Below are 18,540 nucleotides of genomic sequence, written 5' to 3'. Positions count from 1 at the left end.
TCAAACGGGCCGACCGGACCCAGAGATGCCCGGCTCAGGCGCCCAACTTGACCGGCTCCAGAATCGCCACGCACTCCACATGATGCGTCATCGAAAAGATGTCGCAGGCAGGAGTCCTGTTTCCGAGTCGAAGTACTGACCGGGGAAGCGCAACGGTGTGTACGTCGAGCTAGTCGCTGTCCAGACAGTAGTGCTCCACAGAGTGCTACGGGTGTGCCACGTGACGTCGCCTCTTTCGTCGACGAGTTGGCGGCCGGGAGCGGTTCGGGGACACGCCCGACGCACTGCCCGCGCCGCCGGACCCGGGGCTCCGATTGACGGCACGGCCGGGGCGGTGTGACGATGCGCCGATGTCGGACCTGCACGCCCGGATGGCCGCCCGGGTCGGTGACCTCACGGCCGTCGTGGTCGCGCGCTGCGCGGCGGAGGCGCCGTTCTACGGGGCGCTGCCCCGCGCCACCCTCCAGGGCGAGGTGGCGCGGTCCATCGCGGCGGTGCACGCGCTGTTGCTCAGGGCGCTGCGCGACGGCGGCGGCGGGGGTCCGATGGGGCCGGGCGATCTGACCCGGCTCATCGAGTGGTCGGCGCGCCGGGCCGAGGAGCGCGTCCCCCTGGAGGCGGTGATCGCCGCATACCTGATCGGCGCCGAGGTGTGGTGGCAGACGCTGACCGAGGTCGCGGAGCCCGGTGAGCTGGCCGGGGCGGGCGGCAAGCTGCTCGCCTGCCTGCACGCCGCGCTGCCCGCGGTCGTCCTCGCCCACCAGAACGCCCAGGAGGACCTCCACAGCGAGGACAAGCGCGTACGGCGGGCCCTGCTCGGCGCCCTGCTGGCAGGACGGCCGTACGAGGAGCTGGCGGGCGTGGCGCGGGTGGCCGTGGTGGGTGAATACGAGGTGGTTGCCTTCGCGTTCGAGTCCGACCCGCCGAGCAGATTGGTGCAGTCCTCGCTCGACGCCTTCACCGGGATCCCTGTGCTGATGGACCACGTCGCTCGGATCGCCTTGTTGCCGGGCAGGTCCGACGTGCCGGGCCTGGTGGCCCGGCTGGAGAAGGACGTGGGGCAGCCCGTGCGCGCCGCCGCCGCCCGCTCCTCCGTACCGGCGGCCATCTCCTCGGCGGCGCAGGAGGCCGGCCGCGTGCTGGATCTCGTCCGGCGCCTGGGACGCCCGCCCGGGTGCTACCGCCTCGACGACGTGCTGCTGGAGCACCAGCTCGCGCGCCCCGGGGACGGCCTGGTGCGGCTGGCGGCCAAACTCGACCCCTTGGAGGAGCATCCGTACCTGCTTGAGACGCTGCGCGTGTTCGTGGAGCGGGGGCTCAACCGCCGCCAGACGGCGTTGGAGCTGTGCGTCCACCGCAACACCCTGGACTACCGGTTGCAGCGAGTGAGCGCGCTGACGGGCCTCGACCTCGCGGTTCCCGCGCAGGCGCGGCTGATCCAGGCGGCGCTCGTCGCCAGGGACCTGGCCGGGCCCGCGGATCACCGCGGGGTCACCGGATGGCAGGGATCATCCGCAGGAGCAGCGGAAAGCGGATGAACCACGGCCGTCGTCGGCGAGCGCTCGGCCTGTCATCTGTCAGAGCCAGGCGCCGAGTTCCTCGTGCCGGGGTGCGAGGACCGGGCCGGCGCCGGGGTGGTCGAAGACCATGACGGGCCGGTCCGCGTTCCAGCCGGACCAGCCCGGCTGTCCGGTGGTGGCGAAGGCGACCCAGGCCCGGTGCATGGCGTCGGCCAGTGGCTGGGGCGCGCCGGGCCCGGTCAGATCCTCGGCGGCGCGCAGGTTGTCGAAGACGAAGCCGAGTTCCAGCGCATGGCACGCGCCGAGTCCCATCACGGGCGAGCGCCAGCAGAATTCGTAGACGAAGGTGCGGGCGGGCCGGGAGTCGGCGAGGCGGTTGAGCGGCCCCCGCAGCAGCAGGTCGGTGGCCATCTCTCCCAGGATCTCACCGGGTTTGGCGTGCGGCCGGGTGGCTCGGTACAGGCGTGCCACGCGTTGCGGGACACGAATCTTCAGCAGTGCCAGCCGCAGGGTGAGCCGACTGATCCGGTCCACGGTTCCGCCGGGTACGAACCACAGCCGGTACTCCTCCCGGTTGCAGCCCAGCAGCAGGTCGGCCTCGGGAAGGGGCGGGTCGGCGGGCACCACGTCGCCGTCGACCACGATGTGGAAGCCGGGACCGCCGCCGATGGGGTCGGACCGGTCGACGACGGCGGCCTGCGCGTCCAGCAGCAGGTCTCGGTCCACCGCCGCGAACGCCTCGGCGGTGGCCGGGATCCGCAGTCTCTTCGCCATCGACCGTACGGTCTTCGCGCCCTCGCGGCGCGACATCGTGTGCGGCGGGCCGCTCTGCAGGATCGCCCGGTGGAACAGCCCGGCCGCGCCGGGGCTGGTCATGAGGGCCGCGACGCTGATCGCGCCGGCGGACTCCCCGCACACGGTGACGTTCGCCGGATCTCCGCCGAAGGCGGAGATGTTGTCGCGGACCCAGATCAGGGCTGCGATCTGGTCGAGGAGGCCCCGGTTGACGGGGGCGTCGGGGAAGACCCCGAACCCCTCGACGCCGAGCCGGTAGTTGACGGAGACGAGGACCACCCCGTCGCGCGCGAAGGCGCCCCCGTCGTAGAGCGGCAGGTTCGCCGAGCCGTTGCGCAGGGAACCCCCGTGGATCCAGACCATGACGGGCAGCCGGCCCTCGCCGACGGATGGGGTCCAGACGTTGAGGTTGAGACAGTCGTCCCCGGCGATGCTCGGATCGGGTATCAGCCGGTCGAGGGGCGGGCGGTAGGGGCGTTTGGGGGCGGTCGGCCCGTACTCCAGAGCGTCTCGTACCCCTTCCCAGGACTCGACCGGGGCGGGAGCGCGGAAGCGGTGGGCGCCGAAGGGCGGGGCGGCGTAGGGGATGCCGCGGAAGGTGGCGATCCCGTTGTGGAAACGGCCTCGGACCTTGCCCTGCCCGGTGGTCGCGATGAGGTCCATGGCGGTCCTTCCATGTGCGAACGGGGGCCGGCCGCCCCTGGTCGCGGGAGCGTCAGGGGCGGGCGGCGTGGATCGGGACGGCCGCCGGTCACGGCGAAAAGGATCTCCGGGAGCGGGTCACCGGTTTGCGAGGCCGTTGCGGCGGACGTCGGACCAGGTGCCGCTGTCGGTGCAGATCCCGCAGCCGGCGCCGAAGAACTGTGCACGCGCCGTCTGGTCCCCCATCAGGTGTGCCTTGAACCAGGCGGTGGTGGGCGCGGCGAACGGGCCGGGGTCGCCCACGACCGTGAGGTGATCGGCGCCGCGCAGTTCCCCGTAGATGGCCGGTATGTGGTCGGCGTCGTTGTAGAAGGCCTTGACCAGGAAGGGGAAGACGATGCTGTCGTTCTGCCCGGCCAGGAGGAGCGCGGGTACGTGTACGTCGTCGATGTCGGCGAGCGGCCCGGGCTGGATGGGCAGGATGGTGTCGATGCGCGGGTCCGCGCCGACGACGATGGCGGCGGCGCCGCCCTGCGAGTGACCGGACGCGCCGATGTGCTCCAGGTCGACACGGTCGTGGAAGGGGCTGCCGGGGTCGGCGTTGCGACGGGTGAGCAGGTCGATCCCGGCGCGCATGGAGATGCCGAGGTTGGACTGCGGGGTGTTGGCGGCGGCGACGATGAAGCCCTGACTGGCCCAGTGGAGCAACAGGTCGCGGTAGACGACCGGGAAGGCGAAGGTGCCGTTTCCCCACACGATCACGGGGTGGCGGCGGTCGCTGGTCGCTATGTCACGCGGGTAGTACAGGGTGGTCACCACCCCGACCTCCACCGCGGTGGCGTAGGGGCCGGGAGCGCCGTAGTCGGCCGCGGCGACCTCGGCACTGGCACCGGCGGGGGAACCGGTGGACGCCGCGGCCGCTCCCGTGCCGGCAGAGGCCGTCAGCAGGAGCAGGAGCGAGGTCAGGGGGACGAGCAGTTTTCTCCAGAGCACAGCGGACTCCCGATGTCGTCACGGTGAACTGGATGTTTCATCCGGCTCACGCCTTGTCTGATCGCACATCCTGAAGCACGGTTCGAGACCCGTCTCTGCGCAATCGCGGCAAGCAGCGACGTCGGAGTTTGTGCAACATGCCGAGAGGCCTGAGCGCGGTGAGGGTGCCATGCTCGGTTCCGCCGCTACGACAGAGAGCCCGCCGCCCGGTCCCGAGAGGAGAACGCCGGGAACGGAGAAAGCCCCGCGCACCGTCCGCCCCGGCCCCGTCCAGGCAGGTCCTCTTGAGAGGGACTCGGGAGACCCGGACGGGGGCCGGCAGCGGGAAGCGGTGCGGGTGGCTGTGAACGACTTTTCTTGGCTCAGAGGAATCGTCGAGGACGGAGTCCATGCCGCTCGCGGCACGATCGGTCACTGAGCCCTGCCCCGCCGGTCTCTTCCGCTGACACCATCCGTCCAGGGGAAAGACGGCATGGGCGGCGGACGACCATGCGGACCAGAGGGCTACTCGTCCGACGCTCCGTCGGGACCAGCGTCAGGACGGTTTCCCATACGCCCCGCGGAGTACAACGCGTCCACCGTCTCGCACGACGTTCACGAAGCCGCAGGTCAATCCCTCTCCCTGGTCCCCCGACACGTTCCACGTCGTGCACACGTGGAAACAGGTCGGCGGCCATCAAGCAGCCTGAAGAACCAGAGGAAACAGCAGGTCAGACGCCCTTTTCGGCAAGCTCCAGAATCGCCACGCACTCCACGTGATGCGTCATCGAAAACACGTCACCGATAGTCGATGCGGGAGAAGCTGCAGGTCAGACGGGTCTCCTCGGCTCTATACGCGGGCTGCCAGGGGCTCGGAGCGTCATTTGAGCGTCACGGCAGGTGCGCACGGATTTCAGCCTGCACCACCTGGCAGTCCGCCGCCTGCGGCCAGGGCCCGCCACAGTTGGGCCACATCGACCCAAGCCCCGGCTGGCGCATCGTAAAGCCCTCTGTGCCGCCAGCGGTGATCGCAAACAGCGACCGGACCGATCATCACCGCAGCGCCTCAGGCGGTCACCATTTCGCTTCCGGCCTCGAGCCCCCAACGCTCCTGCGGACCTTCCGCAAAGAGCCGAACCCGCACCGGGGTGAACCTGCCGATACCGCGACACGGGGCCGCTGTCGAATCGGCCGACCGTCACCGACTCCCGTAGTCCTCGATCAGTCCGCCGGTCAAAGTGAGGAGCGTGTCAGCCCGGTGCCGGTCCTCACGCTGGTCGCGCAGCCTGCGGTCAAGCTGCCGCAAGTCGGACACGGCGGCCGGATCACGGCGCCGCACCGCGTCCAGCCACGGCGTGGTGACGAGGTCCATGCACGTGGTGAACAGGACCCGGGTCGACGGGGCGGGAGGAGCCGGGTCGGGGGCGGCGAACCCGGTGGTCACGTACCGGACCGGGTCGGTCAGGCTCGACCCTTGAGGACTTCATGACCATTTCATCGGTAAAGCCATGTTCGTGCGCATGGTAATTACTGGCCCTGTGCATCTTGCCGTCCTGCGGATCTGCGCCGTAGCCGCAAAACTGCGTTTGGCGAGAATCCCGCCCTCTACGACATCGGGGCAGTGCTGCCTTCGTGGCTGCTTCAACGGCCATGACCATGTGCGACGACACTGCAATCATCCGCGTGTGCAAAGGCGACGCTGGCCCGCGAGGTCCGCACTTGCCCTGGCCAAGCAAGGGCTGAATACCAAATGACGTTTCGGGTGTGATGAATTACAGCGCATTACCGGTGAAACGGGCCCCGCAGGCTGGGCACCCGTTACGATACGAGTGGGCACGTGAACGCTTGAGATCGTCGGAGAACAAGGGAATGGTTGGGGCCAGTTCAATCACCCGAAACCTTGCACCGCAGGCTGGGTGCGAGGTGCCGTAAGGCTCTCCGACGACGGCCCCGGCGAAGTCCCCTTCGGTCACTGTCCCGGCAGCCACCCGCCTGGCCAGGGATATCAGGTCAGTTCCGTCGCTCCAGTGACAGGTAGTAGCGGTGCAACGGCCAGTCAGGTAGTAGGCGGAGCACGATTCGTCGCATTCGAGAGTGGTCCGCAAACAGTCGGTCCTCCTGCTCGGCGTAGCCGGGGATCGGCTCGTCGGCGCTGACCGGCTCTCCTACCGGAAAGTACTGCGCGTCCCACTCACGAAGTGTCGCTGCCGGTCCGCCCGTGAGTCCACCTTGCTCACCAGAATTTGTTCATGACTCATCATTCATGACAGAGGAAAGGATCACGCCTCTCGCCAGAAGACTCACACCCTCCCCCGACAGTTGAACCAAGGCACTGTAGGGCGGATACAGGAGGTCCGTGACCTTTCCATAACATCTGATCCAGTCGAGGCCCAGAATTACCGGGGCTCCTGTTGCGCCATCAGCCAAGCGAAGTCTGAACGGTCGGCCGGCTTGCACTACGCCGCCTACGCAGCGAGCAGCACACGTTGCAGTCCCAGCACTCCTCTCCTCCACCGAGTAGATCTGGAGTTCACCAGCAGCATTTTCATCCATGCTTATAAGCCTCCGTCAGGAATTGTCGTACCTGCTCGGGTGAGAGTTTTGGAATATCCCATTCCAAGGCATCACTGATACCTCCGTACGAATTTATTCGAGGCACATCGATTCCCATGTCCTTGAGGATGCCATGAGCGACGCTCGACGGGAGCTGGATGGTAGCTTTTCCGGCAATTTCCGAAGCGGGAAGTTGCACGGCGACTTCTGCCTCGGCACGTATGACTCCTGGCATGGTTTCAATTCCTTCAAGCGCGCTCCGGGGAATAATTTGCACTACGGATTCGCCGAATTGTTCCGAGTGCCTGGCGAACGCCGTCGCCACGCCGGGGTCCGTTGATGTGGGTGTGAAACCCGAGCTTTGAGCATTCTCGCCGGCATCAAATCCCTTCGACGTCCCTCGGAACAAGTGCTCCTCTTCAGGACAACCGCCCGGCGCCAGACCGAAGGGGTCCATCCATGTGCACGGATTAGGAACATACGCGACGGGGTGCGGTGCCGGAGCCAGACCCAGGGGGTCGGGGGAGGCGTAGCGGCCGGTTTCCGGGTCGTAGTGGCGGAAGACGTTGTAGTGGAGGCCGGTTTCGGGGTCGTAGTACTGGCCGGGGAAGCGGAGGGGGGTGTACGTGCCGCTGTTCCGGGACCAGGCGGTGGTGCCCCAGAGCGTGGAGCGGGAGCGCCACGCGATGTCTCCGGACTCGTCGATCAGTTCGGTGGGGGTGCCGATGAGGTCGGTGGCGATGGCGAAGAAGCGGCGGTCGATCTCTTCCTGGCCATCGTCGGCCGTGAGGATGCGCTCGGTCTGGGCCAGGGGTGTGTGGCCGCGGTGGTCCCAGGTGAGGGTGACCGTGTTCGGGGTGTCCGGGTGGTGGGTGGTCTGTTCGCACAGGGTCAGGCCGTCCCAGGTGAACCGGACCTCCTCGACCACCCGCTCGTCGTCGACCGCCAGGCGCTGTTTCGCGGTGCGGCGGCCGAGGGGGTCGTAGCGGTAGCGCCACCGTGTGCCGTCGGGGGTGATGACGGAGGTGAGGCGGTTCTCCGTGTCCCATGTGTAGTGCCAGGTGTCGGGCTTGCGGGAGAGGCGGGTCTTCTGGCGCAGGGTGACCCGGCCGAGGGCGTCGTGCTCGAAGCGGACGTTGCCGGCGCGGGTGATGGTGGTGCCGGTGTAGGCGCGCGGTCCGGTGGCTTCGCTGCCGGGGTGGCCGGACGGCCAGGACGCCGAGGTCTGGTTGCCGGCTTCGTCGTAGGTGTAGCGCTCCGTCCAGTCCTTGGCATGGACGGCGGTGACGCGGCCCGCCGGGTCGAGGTCGAAGGTGCGGGTGCCCGAGAGCCGGTCGGCGACGGAGGTCAGGTTGCCGTCGGCGCGGTAGGAGTAGGCGCGGCTGTTGACGGCCCGGGTCCCGGCGGCGATGTGCTGGACGGCGAGCCGTCCGGCCTCGTCCCACGCCGACGTCATGCTGAGCGTGTCGTCGAAGGCGCGGGCGAGTTCGCGCCCGGCGCCGTCGTGCGTGAAGTCGATCCGGTGATCGCCGCTGGTGAGGCGCTGAGGACTGCCGTCGGGGCCGTAGGTGTAGGAGGTGACGTGTCCGGTGGGCGTGATGCGCTTTGTACGGCGGCCCAGGACGTCGTACGAGTAGGAGACGGGACGGCCGTCCACCAGTTCGGTCCTGGTCCTGCCTCGGCGGTCGTACTGGTAGCGGATCTCGTTCTCCGGGCCCACGGCTTCGAGCAGGCGTCCCGCCCGGTCGTATGCGTACGTCGTCACATGGCCGTCGATGTCCTTGCTGACCACCTGGCCGAGCTGGTAGCGCTCGTACGCGATGGTCCCGCCGAGGGCGTCGGTGCGGGCGGTGAGCCGGCCCGTCGCGTCCGTTTCGTAGGTAAGGGTGCGGCCGTCGAAGTCGGTCTCGGAGACGAGGCGGCCGGCCGCGTCGTACGCGTAACTCCAGGTCAGTCCCTGGGGGTTGGTGACTCGGGTGAGGCGCAGTTCGTTGTCGTGCTCGAACTCGTGGCGAACGCCGTCGGGGCCGGTGCGGGCGAGGGGAAGGTCGAAGTGGGTGTACTCGGAGCGGGTGACGCCACCCGACGCGTCGGTGTGGGTCAGGCGGTTGCCCTCGCCGTCGAACGTCCATGACTCCGTGGCGCCGTCCGGTCCGGTGCGGCGGGCGAGTTGGCCGTCTGGGTGCCACTCCAGGCGGGTGACGCCACCCACCGGATCGGTGACGCGGACCGGTCTGCCGAGGGCGTCCCGCTCCGTGCGGGTGACGGCGCCGGTCGGGCCGGTCACCTTCACGGGCAGGCCCGCCGCGTCGCACACCACGTGTGTCGTGGCGCCAAGCGCGTCGGTGACCGAGGTGAGCCGGCCGGCCCGGTCGTAGGTGTAGCGGGTGGTGGAGCCTGCCTGGTCCGTGACCGCCGTGCGGTTGCCGCGTTCGTCGAACTCGGACAGCACCCGGTTGCCGTCCGGTCCGACGACCTCCACCGGCAGACCGAACCGGCCGCGTACGGTGCGTAGTTCGCCGCCGTCCGGGCCGGTGGTGGAGACGAGTCGGCCGTCCTCGTCGTAGGCGAAGGCGGTGCGCACACCCAGCGCATCGGTGCGGGCCAGGAGGTCGCCGCGCGGGTCGTAGGTGAACCGGGTGGTGTGGCCGAGCGGGTCGGTGACGGCCAGCCGACGGCAGCCGGGGCCGAACACATGGCGTGTGGTGTGGCCTTCGGCGGTGGTGAGTGTGGTGGTGCGGTGGCCCGTATCGGGGTCGGGTTCGGTGTAGGTCAGGGTGATCTGGACGTGGCCGGCCCGGCCACCTTCGGCTATGACGCGGTCGTGGTCGTCGTAGGCGTAGTCGTAGCGGCTGTTGTTGGAGTCGATCCAGGCGGTGACGCGGCGGCGGTCGTCGTAGACGAAGGTGGTCGTGGCGCCCGACGGCTTGCTGACGGCGGTGAGGTCACCGCCGTCGTAGCCGTAGCTCATCAGGAGCAGGTCCGCGCCGTCCTCGCCCGCACCGGCCAGGGACAGAGCGGTGATCCGGCCGTCCTCGGTGGCCAGATTCACGTGGTGGCCCGCAGAGTGGACCAGGGCCAGCGGCAGGCCGTCCTCGGCGCGGTCGACGCTGATCCTGTGGCCGTTGCGGCCGGTCACCGCCGACAGCCAGGCGGTTCCGTCGTCCCCCGGTTCGCTGCCCGGCGGGGCGTCGAAGTCGAGGACCAGGCCGCTGTCGGGGTCGGTGACCGTGTAGTCGCCGTTGGTGTCGCGGGCCAGCAGCGTGCGGGCCCTGCCCGTTTCCGGGGTGGTCGGTGTGCCCGGGGCCGGGTGCGGGTAGCGGATCAGGAGCCCGTCGGCGGTGATGTGGAGGACGCCGACGGCGTCGATCTGCAGACGTTCGTCGACGGTGGAGGTCCAGGACGGGCCCAGGAAGCGGCCGGCCGTCAGGCCGGACTCGGTGCGGCGGGTGAAGAGCAGCGGCAGGATGCCGGGGAGCGCGACGTCGGTCTGCGGGAGGTACATCCGGCCGGTGGCGAGGTCCACCGGGTCGGTGTCCTCGGATACTCGCTTGCCGTCGGACCGGGTGTGCGTGCCTTCCGGGGCGTCGTCGACCAGGCGTCGCAGCCGTGCGGCCTCGGCGGCCTCGTCGGCGACGCGCACGCCCTTCACCGCGGCGCCGCCGCCGCCGGTGGCGATGGTCAGCGCGATGTCGGGGATCAGCCGGCCGAATCCCTCGGCCGGGTCCTTCATGAAGTCCTTGACCATCGTGGTGCCGGTACCGACCGGGTCGTTCGCGGCGACCACCAGACCGGCGGCCAGACTGTTGAGGGACGTGACGTACTCGGCCGGGTGCGTCAGGTTGTACGGGTCCATCGGGTTGACACTGCGGACGAAGTTGAGCATGCCCGCCGTGGCCTTGATGATGCCGCCGTCCAGATGCATGCCCATGACCTGGAATTCCTCGGCCCCGTCACGCAACTGCTCGGCGTACGACGGCTTCTGCGGCGCCATGTCGCGGGCGGCACACACCGCCGTGCGCGCGGTCTGCGCCGCCGAGTTCCGCTGCTCGCGGGCCGCGGCGAGGAGGTCCTGCGCGTCCTGCATCAGCTTCTTGCCCGGGTCGGTGAACGTCGAGGAGGGCCGGGGAGGCAGAGAGGACGGGTCACGCTTGTCGGAGGGCTGGGCGTTGTAACGCTCGACCGCGCCGTTGAAGTCCTCGACCTTCTTACGGTGGGCGTCAGCGGCGTCCTCGGAGGCCTTGATGCCCGCCTTCCACTTGTCGATCGCCGTCTGCGCCTGCCCCTGCGCCCAGGTGACGGTGTCCGCGAACGCGTCAAGGGCCCCGAGCGCCTTCGCGCTCGCATCTGCGGCGGCGTACCACTTGGGCGGCTGGGTGCCCACCGCAGTGCGCAGCGCGTCCGCCGTCTCGCCCTTGAGCTGCCCGGAGTCCAGGCCCTTGAGACCGTCGCCGGTGCCGTCGAAGGCCGCCTGGAAGGCACGGAGCCTGGTGACGGTGGCGTTGAGCTTGCCGGTACTGCCGTAGATCAGCTTGGTCTTGTCCTCGGTCTGCCCGAGGTCCATCTCGTCGACTTCCGCGCCCATCCGGTTGGCGACCGAACGGGACTGCTCGCGCACCCAGTCCGCACCGGAGTCCCAGCCGACGTCATCCAGCCGGTCAGCGGTCCAGTTCCCGGCGTCCTCGACCCGGTCACCGGCCCACTCGACGCCGTCCTCGATCGCGTCCTCGACCGAGTCGGGCGTGATGTCGCTCAGGAAGTCGCCTATACCCACAGTCAGTTGCCCCCCGGCTCGCTCTGCTGCTGCGCCTGTTGCGCGCGTTCTTCCGGTGACGGACCGAGTGTCTCGTCCAGTGCCTGGTCGAACTGCTCGTCGGAGATGCCGAGTGCGCTGTTGAACAGGTCGGACTGGCGGCCGCCGTAGCCCTCGGTGAGGACCGTGCGACCGGTGTCCTTCCAGGTCTGCCCCATGTCCTGGCCGGCCTTCTCGAACGACTCGGGGCTGTAGTCCGGGTTCAGATAATCCGGCGTGAAGATGTCGCCCCAGTTCTGCTGGGCGATCTCCTCCTCACTGGCATGCGGGTTCCCGCCGAACAGGGAGTTGGCACCCACCTTGAGCGTGCCCGCGAGGTACTGGTCGTTCTCCCACTGGGTGCCCGCCGCCAGACCGAGCCGGTTCGCAAGCCCGCTGGCGTCCCGCACCAGGGCGCGCACACCCCACTCCCAGCGTTCGCAGAAGTCCTCGAAGTCGGCCGCGAGACCGTGGTGCCCGGCCTCCATCCCGGTCATCGCCATCGCCGAGAAACCCTTGCCCATCACCGACCCCGTGGCACCCCCGAGATCACCGAGCTCGTCGATGGTCGCGCCCACACCCTTGGTGAATTTGGTGACCGACTCCTTGTCGAGATGCAGGTCCGCCCCGTCACCACTCATGACCGCTCCTCCCCCGCCTCACCCACGTCGACCGCGACCGCCTCCGGAACGATGCCGACGACCGGCGGGAAGAACATCGACCCGTCCTCGGTGGCGACATCGACCGCGAGACCGGCGGGCTCCCCCAGAGACGGCACGATCTCGTCGACGATGCGGGCGCCCAGCAGCGCCGCGGGATCGCCGTACCGTCCTGCTTCGGTCCGGGCTGCAGGCGGTCGAAGACCAGCCCGGCGAAACCAAGCAGGAAACCCGAGTCACCAGGGTCAGCGGTCGCCGCTCCGGCGGGAGTGCACACAGCACCTCGGTGCAGGAATCCGCCGACAACTCCTCAACGCGGTCCACGAGATGGTCACTGCCGACTGCCAGCCCCCTGCAGGGAGGATTCGCGCAATGGGCATCGGCAGCGCCGGTCCAATCGACCTGAAATGCGGGACCGCGAGTCCTGTCACATCCCTGCGTGGAGGGACCTTTCACTCATCGAGTCTGTCGCGCGGCATCCAAATTGCATCGAGAACCTCTGCGTCGCCGACCCGTCCGGGACTGGAAAGTCGCACTTCTGCGAAGCCCTCGGACAAGCCGCCGTCGACGCCGGAATGACCGTCACCTGGTTCACTGTCGAGGACCTCGGGGCCCTGGTCCGGCGTGACCGCGTCAACGACTCCGTGGCCAAAGCCGTCACTCGCATCACCCGCACCGACTTGATCATCGTGGATGATATCGGCCTCCTGCCGATCTCCCCGGATGCCGCAGAAGGCTTCTACCGCTTGGTCGATGCCGCCTACGAATGACGCAGTCCGGCCGTCAGCAGCAATCTTCACCCTGCCGGCTTCGACGAGATCATGCCCAAGACCCTCGCCAGCGACGGTCGACCGGCTCCTGCACCACGCCCCCGTCGTCACCCAAGGTGACAGCCACCGCCTCAACGAGGCCACCAACGGTGCGGTGTCGTTTCCCTGAACTGAACCCACTCACTGTGGAGAAATGCTGTCCATCCGGGGATCTTTTGATGTCCACCAGCGGGGAGGCCCGTTGTCCGCCAGCGGGGAGATCGAACTGTCCCTTGAGAGTGAACCCCGCCCGTGCGGCGCGACAGGTTGCCTGGACGCCATCGTCAGTGATCCTGCCATCACCCGGGACGCGCCTACGCATGGCTGGCAACCAACGCTGGCAGAAGACGCAGCGGCCCGAGAGTCGTAGAAGCGGCGACGCTCACCGGGTTCGACCGGGCAGCCCGCGCATTGGCGGCAGGCGTCGCTGCTACGGCGGCGTTGATCGAGCTCGACACCGCCGTGTGGGGGCGGTGTCGCTCAGTCCGGCAAGGTGTTCTTCGAGCCGCTCGCTCTCCACCTGCGGCGCCACGCGGCCATGCCGTTCATGAGGGAGCTGCGCACCGTGGCCGCTGGGGCCCGATGCCAGTCTGGACGGCGCCGCAGTGCTGGCATAAGCGGGAGTACCCACCGCTACGACCGCGCTTGTCGATGACAACCAACCGGTAGGCACCGGCCACGCAGTGCCGAACCTGCTTGGCGCCCCCAGCCTTGGCACCCCGGGGGCGCGGACGTGCCATCGGCATGGGTCCGGGGTCGCGGAGGGCCCGAGCGTCATGGGTGCAGATACGCACCGAACACGGCCCGGACGGGCCGCGCTCTCGGTTTCAAGGACTGTGGGTACGGGATGGCAGCACGTGCCGACGCCGGGGAAATGCAGCGGGACGCCCGTACCGGCGCACTTGCCCCCGTGCCGTTGCTCCGGTCCGCACGGCCCCAGCCGGAGAGGTCCTCGAGGTCGAGGCTTCCGCTTCGAGCGTCATCCGAGCGTCAAGAATCTCCGAACAAGCCCCTGAGGGCGTCGCCGCTGCAAGTGCCTTCCTCATGAATTCGCAGGTCAGACCGCCCAAAGGGTCAATCCGTCCGCTCGACTCGCCGCACGGAGGGAAACAGGTCGAGCATTCCACCCGGATCGCAAAACTGCAGGTCAGACACCCTTGTCCGCAGGCTCCAAAATAGCCACGCACTCCACGTGCGACGTCATCGGAAACAGATCGAACGCCCGCAGCGTCCGCACCCGGTAGCCGCCCTCCCTGAAGTACGCCAAGTCACGCGCGAGGGCCGCCGGGTCGCACGCCACGTAGGCGATGCGGCGGGCGCCGAGGCCGGTCAGGTGCTTGACCGTCTGCTTGCCGGCGCCTGCACGCGGGGGGTCGAGGACGATCAGGTCCGTCTCGGTGATGCCGGTGCGCGGCAGGACCTGGTCGACCTTGCCGTGCTCGATGCGGACCCGCTCCAGGTCCTTCAGGTTGTGCCGAGCGTCCTCCACGGCGCGCTTGCCGGACTCGATGCCGAGGACGGCGCCCTTCTCGCCGATGCGCTGGCCGATGGCGCCCGCGAACAGGCCGACGCCGCAGTAGAGGTCGAGGGCAGTGTCGCCCTTGCGGGGCAGCAGGCCCTGCATGACGGCGCGGACGAGGGTGTTGGCGGCTTGCGGGTGGACCTGCCAGAAGCCGCCCGAGCCGACCCGGTAGGTGCGGTCGTCGGCGCGCTCGCGGACGAAGGCGCGGCCGTGCACGCGGTGGACGCCGCCGTCGCGCTCGTCGACGCGCATCACCGAGACGGGCTTGTCGAGCTCGACGAGGGGCAGCCGGGCGCCGGGCCTCGGGGTGAGGATCACCTGGCGGTCGTGGGAGCCGGTGGCCGCGATGGCTTCCACCGAGGCCATGCCGGGCCATTCCCGCTTCTCGATGCCGAGCTCGGTGACGCCGGGAGCCGCGATCAGGCAGCGCTCGATCGGCTCCACGTCGTGCGAGCGGTGCTTGCGCAGGCCGACACGGCCGTCCTCGTCGATGGCGTACTGGACCCGGGTGCGCCAGGCAGGTACCTCGCCCGCCGGAAGCTTGTCGCCCTCGGCCGGCATGACGGTGCCGTCCCAGCCCGCCTCCTCGGGAGTGAGGCCTGCGAGGCGCTGAAGCTGTTCGGCAATCACTTCGCCCTTGAGCCTGCGCTGGGCGCCGGGCTTGGCGTGCTGCCAGTCGCAGCCGCCGCACTTGCCGGGACCGGCGTACGGGCAGGGCGCCTCGACGCGGTCCTTGGACGCCTCGATGATCCGTACCGCGTCGGCGCGCAGGAAGCGGGAGTCGCTCTCGCCCTCGGTGACCTTGGCGATGACCTTCTCGCCGGGAAGCGTGTGCCGTACGAAGAGGACCTGGCCCTCCGAGGTACGGGCGATGCAGTGGCCGCCGTGTGCGACGGGCCCGACCTCGACCTCGTACTCCTCCCCGACCAGCGACGACGTGGGTTCGTTCTGCATGAGGGGGTGGCTCCAGAGATCAAGGGAAAAACGGCCGGACAACAACCCACGATTCTACGTGGGTGTCGTCCGGCCGTTTACCACGAGCGAGCGGGCGCGGTCAGCCCTTGTTGGCGGGTTCCTTGGGCCTGCGCTCCACGGGTCCGCGGCGCACCGAGCCCGGTGCGTTCCACTCGGCGCGCTTCCTGGCGCGCTTCTTCGCCGCCTCGGAGGACTCCAGCTGGTACGGCACGGAGGTCACCATCACGCCCGGGGTGAACAGCAGGCGTCCCTTGAGGCGCAGGGCGCTCTGGTTGTGGAGGAGGTGCTCGTACCAGTGGCCGACCACGTACTCCGGGATGTACACGCTCACGACGTCGCGCGGGCTCTCCCGGCGCAAGCCCTTCACATAGTCGATGACCGGGCGGGTGACTTCGCGGTACGGGGAGTCGAGGATCTTCAGCGGGATATCGATGCCCCGCCGCTCCCAGTCCTCCCTCAGCGCCTTGGTCTCGGCCGGATCGACGCTGATGGAGAGCGCCTCCAGACGGTCGGAGCGGATCAGCTTGGCGTAGGCGAGGGCGCGCAGCGTGGGCCGGTGGAGCTTGGAGACCAGGACGATCGAGTGGACCCTGGAAGGCCGCATCGTCTCGTCGACCGGGGTCTCCTCCGCGGCGATCTCCTCGGCGACCCGGTCGTAGTGCCTGCGGATCGCGGTCATCGTCCCGTAGAAGATCACCATGCCGAGCAGTGCGACCCAGGCGCCGTGGGTGAACTTGGTCGCGAGCACCACGACGAGCACCAGGCCGGTGAAGAAGGCGCCGAAGGTGTTGATCGCGCGGGAGCGGATCATGCGGCGGCGCTTGGCCGGGTCCTTCTCCGTCGCCAGGTGGCGGTTCCAGTGCCTGACCATGCCGGTCTGGCTGAGGGTGAAGGAGACGAAGACGCCGACGATGTAGAGCTGGATGAGCCGGGTCGAGTCCGCTCCGTAGATCCAGGTCAGCAGGATCGCAGCGCCCGCCAGCAGCACGATGCCGTTGGAGAAGGCGAGCCGGTCACCGCGGGTGTGGAGCTGACGGGGCAGGTAGCGGTCCTGGGCGAGGATCGAGCCGAGCAGCGGGAAGCCGTTGTACGCCGTGTTGGCGGCCAGGAAGAGAACGAGTGCGGTGGCCGCCGCGAGGATGACGAAGAAGAACGTACCGTCGCCGAAGACCGCAGCCGCGACCTGTGAGATCACCGGGTCCTGGACGAAGCCGGAGCCGACCGGGACACCGTTGTTGATCAGGTCCTTGGCCGGGTTCTCCGCCATCTTCACATCGGTGGCCATGGCCAGGCCGATGATGCCGCAGAACATGGTGACGGCCAGCAGGCCCATCATCGCCAGCGTGGTCGCGGCGTTCTTGCTCTTCGGCTTACGGAAGGCGGGCACACCATTGCTGATCGCCTCGACGCCGGTGAGGGCGGCACAGCCGGAGGAGAACGCCCGCAGCAGCAGGAAGACCAGCGCGAAGCCGGCCAGCCCCTGGTGCTCGGCCTTGATCTCGTAGCCCGAGGTCGGGGCGTGCATGGTGTCGCCGAGGACCAGTCCCCGGAACGCACCCCAGATGATCATGATGAAGACGCCGGCCACGAAGAGGTACGTGGGGATGGCGAAGAGCTTGCCGGACTCCTTGACGCCGCGCAGATTCATCAGCGTCAGCAGCACGATGGCCGCGATCGCGCACGCCGTCTTGTGCTCGACGACGAACGGGATCGCGGACCCCAGGTTCTCCACCCCGGAGGCGATCGACACGGCGACGGTCAGCACGTAGTCGACCAGCAGCGCGCTCGCCACGGTCAGCCCTGCCTTGGGCCCGAGGTTGGTGGTGGCGACCTCGTAGTCACCACCACCGCTCGGGTAGGCGTGCACGTTCTGCCGGTACGAGGCGACGACCGTGAACATCAGGACCACGACCGCGAGCGCGATCCAGGGGCTGAAGTGGTAGGCCGACACGCCCGCGACGGAGAGCACCAGGAGAACTTCTCCGGGTGCGTACGCCACCGAGGACAGCGGGTCGGATGCGAAGACGGGAAGAGCGATGCGCTTGGGGAGGAGCGTTTCTCCCAGCTTGTCGCTGCGCAGCGCCCGTCCGATCAGAATCCGTTTGGGCAGGTCGGTCAGTTTGGACACGCAGAGGATCGTATGCGTTCCGTATGGAAGTCGCGGACCCACCACCCCCGTGGCCTCGCAATCTCCTGCACCCGGCCGGAAAAGCCACGAAATCCTTAACGAAATCCTTGCACTCAGGCGTCCGAGAACAGGGCGCTGTAGGCGTTGAGCGCGGGCTGGCCGCCGAGGTGGGCGTAGAGGACGGTGGAGTCGCGGTCGATCTCGCCGCGCGCCACGAGGTCGACCGTCCCGGCCATCGACTTCCCCTCGTACACGGGGTCGGTGACCATGCCCTCGGTACGGGCGGCGAGTCGCATCGCGTCGAGGGTGGTGTCGTCGGGGATGCCGTACGTGCCCGCGTGGTAGCGCTCGTCCAGCTCGATGTCGTCCACGGTGAGCTCGCGGCGCACCCCGATGAGCCGTGCGGTGCCGGCCGCGATCCGGGCGATCTGCTCGCGGGTGCGAGCGGGTTCGGCGGAGGCGTCGATGCCCAGCACGCGCCGCGGACGGCCGCCCTCCTCTTCGAGTGCGGCGAAGCCTGCGACCATGCCGGCCTGGGTGGAGCCGGTCACCGAGCAGACGACCACGGTGTCGAAGAACACGCCGAGTGCGCGCTCCTGCTCGGCGACCTCGTAAGCCCAGTTGGCGAAGCCGAGCCCGCCGAGAGGATGGTCGGACGCACCGGCGGGGATGGCGTACGGCCGACCGCCGCCCTCCTCGACCTCGCGCAGCGCCTGCTCCCAGCTCTCCTTGACGCCGATGCCGAACCCGGCGCGCACCAGGCGGACATCGGCACCGGCCAGGCGGCTGATCAGGATGTTGCCGACCTTGTCGTAGACGGCGTCGGGCCACTCGACCCAGCTCTCCTGGATGAGCACGCACTTGAGGCCGGTACGGGCGGCGACCGCCGCGACCTGGCGGGTGTGGTTGGACTGGACGCCGCCGATGGAGACGAGCGTGTCGCAGCCCTTCGCCAGGGCGTCGGCGACGAGGTATTCGAGCTTGCGGGTCTTGTTGCCGCCATAGGCGATGCCGGAGTTGCAGTCCTCCCGCTTGGCCCAGACCGCGGCGCCGCCGAGGTGGTCGGTGAGCCGGTCGAGGCGGTGCACGGGAGAGGGGCCGAAGAGGAGGGGGTAGCGGTCGTAGGAGGAGAGCGAGGGGGAGGACGGGGCTGCGGGCGATGCGGGCGTCACG

The 18,540-nt window shown here is 69.0% G+C and carries 9 protein-coding genes and 2 pseudogenes; 2 read left to right on the top strand and 9 right to left on the bottom strand.

The window, feature by feature from the left end:
* The first annotated feature begins 350 nt into the window (after positions 1 to 350).
* On the top strand, positions 351 to 1,538 hold the full coding sequence (locus ACFVYE_RS41275) for a PucR family transcriptional regulator (protein ID WP_383965514.1): 1,188 nt from the start codon (positions 351 to 353) through the stop codon (positions 1,536 to 1,538).
* Positions 1,539 to 1,577: 39 nt separating this feature from the next.
* Here ACFVYE_RS41275 and ACFVYE_RS41270 read toward each other — a convergent pair whose 3' ends face one another.
* The 6 genes and pseudogenes from ACFVYE_RS41270 to ACFVYE_RS41245 form a co-directional block, all read right to left on the bottom strand.
* Positions 1,578 to 2,978, bottom strand: a complete 1,401-nt coding sequence (locus ACFVYE_RS41270) for a carboxylesterase/lipase family protein (protein WP_389608666.1) — start codon at positions 2,976 to 2,978, stop codon at positions 1,578 to 1,580.
* A 117-nt stretch (positions 2,979 to 3,095) separates the two neighbouring features.
* The gene (locus tag ACFVYE_RS41265; RefSeq protein ID WP_383965508.1) at positions 3,096 to 3,950 is read right to left on the bottom strand and encodes an alpha/beta hydrolase family protein; all 855 of its coding nucleotides are present in this window, start codon (positions 3,948 to 3,950) and stop codon (positions 3,096 to 3,098) included.
* Positions 3,951 to 5,127: 1,177 nt separating this feature from the next.
* A complete protein-coding gene (locus tag ACFVYE_RS41260) occupies positions 5,128 to 5,373 on the bottom strand; it encodes a hypothetical protein (RefSeq protein WP_383965505.1) in 246 nt (81 codons plus the stop codon).
* Between the two features lie 1,101 nt (positions 5,374 to 6,474).
* Complete coding sequence (locus ACFVYE_RS41255; RefSeq protein ID WP_389608665.1) at positions 6,475 to 11,256, bottom strand: putative T7SS-secreted protein; 4,782 nt, start codon at positions 11,254 to 11,256, stop codon at positions 6,475 to 6,477.
* A gap of 2 nt (positions 11,257 to 11,258) precedes the next feature.
* Positions 11,259 to 11,915: a hypothetical protein gene (locus ACFVYE_RS41250; protein WP_389608664.1), complete on the bottom strand. Its 657-nt coding sequence runs from the start codon at positions 11,913 to 11,915 to the stop codon at positions 11,259 to 11,261.
* Positions 11,912 to 12,094 (bottom strand): annotated as a pseudogene (locus ACFVYE_RS41245) (hypothetical protein); the annotation flags it as partial. The pseudogene ACFVYE_RS41245 and the gene ACFVYE_RS41250, both read right to left, overlap by 4 nt.
* Positions 12,095 to 12,424: 330 nt before the next feature.
* On the opposite strand from ACFVYE_RS41245, the pseudogene ACFVYE_RS41240 reads away from it, so the two are divergent.
* A pseudogene (locus ACFVYE_RS41240) lies at positions 12,425 to 12,877 on the top strand (ATP-binding protein); the annotation flags it as partial.
* Between the two features lie 1,012 nt (positions 12,878 to 13,889).
* On the opposite strand, the gene ACFVYE_RS41235 reads toward ACFVYE_RS41240, so the two are convergent.
* From ACFVYE_RS41235 to ACFVYE_RS41225, 3 genes are all read right to left on the bottom strand, one after another.
* A complete protein-coding gene (locus ACFVYE_RS41235; RefSeq protein WP_389608663.1) occupies positions 13,890 to 15,218 on the bottom strand; it encodes a class I SAM-dependent RNA methyltransferase in 1,329 nt (442 codons plus the stop codon).
* 100 nt (positions 15,219 to 15,318) lie between these two features.
* Positions 15,319 to 17,367, bottom strand: coding sequence for an APC family permease (locus tag ACFVYE_RS41230; protein WP_383965493.1), 2,049 nt, complete (start codon positions 17,365 to 17,367; stop codon positions 15,319 to 15,321).
* Between the two features lie 113 nt (positions 17,368 to 17,480).
* A complete protein-coding gene (locus tag ACFVYE_RS41225; RefSeq protein WP_389608662.1) occupies positions 17,481 to 18,539 on the bottom strand; it encodes a 1-aminocyclopropane-1-carboxylate deaminase in 1,059 nt (352 codons plus the stop codon).
* Position 18,540: the final 1 nt, after the last annotated feature.

It is taken from the genome of Streptomyces sp. NPDC058239 (genome assembly GCF_042882185.1).
Classification (GTDB): Bacteria; Actinomycetota; Actinomycetes; order Streptomycetales; family Streptomycetaceae; genus Streptomyces.
The sequence above is the reverse complement of the archived record's forward strand: the minus strand, read 5'-3'. Positions and strand labels throughout refer to the sequence as shown.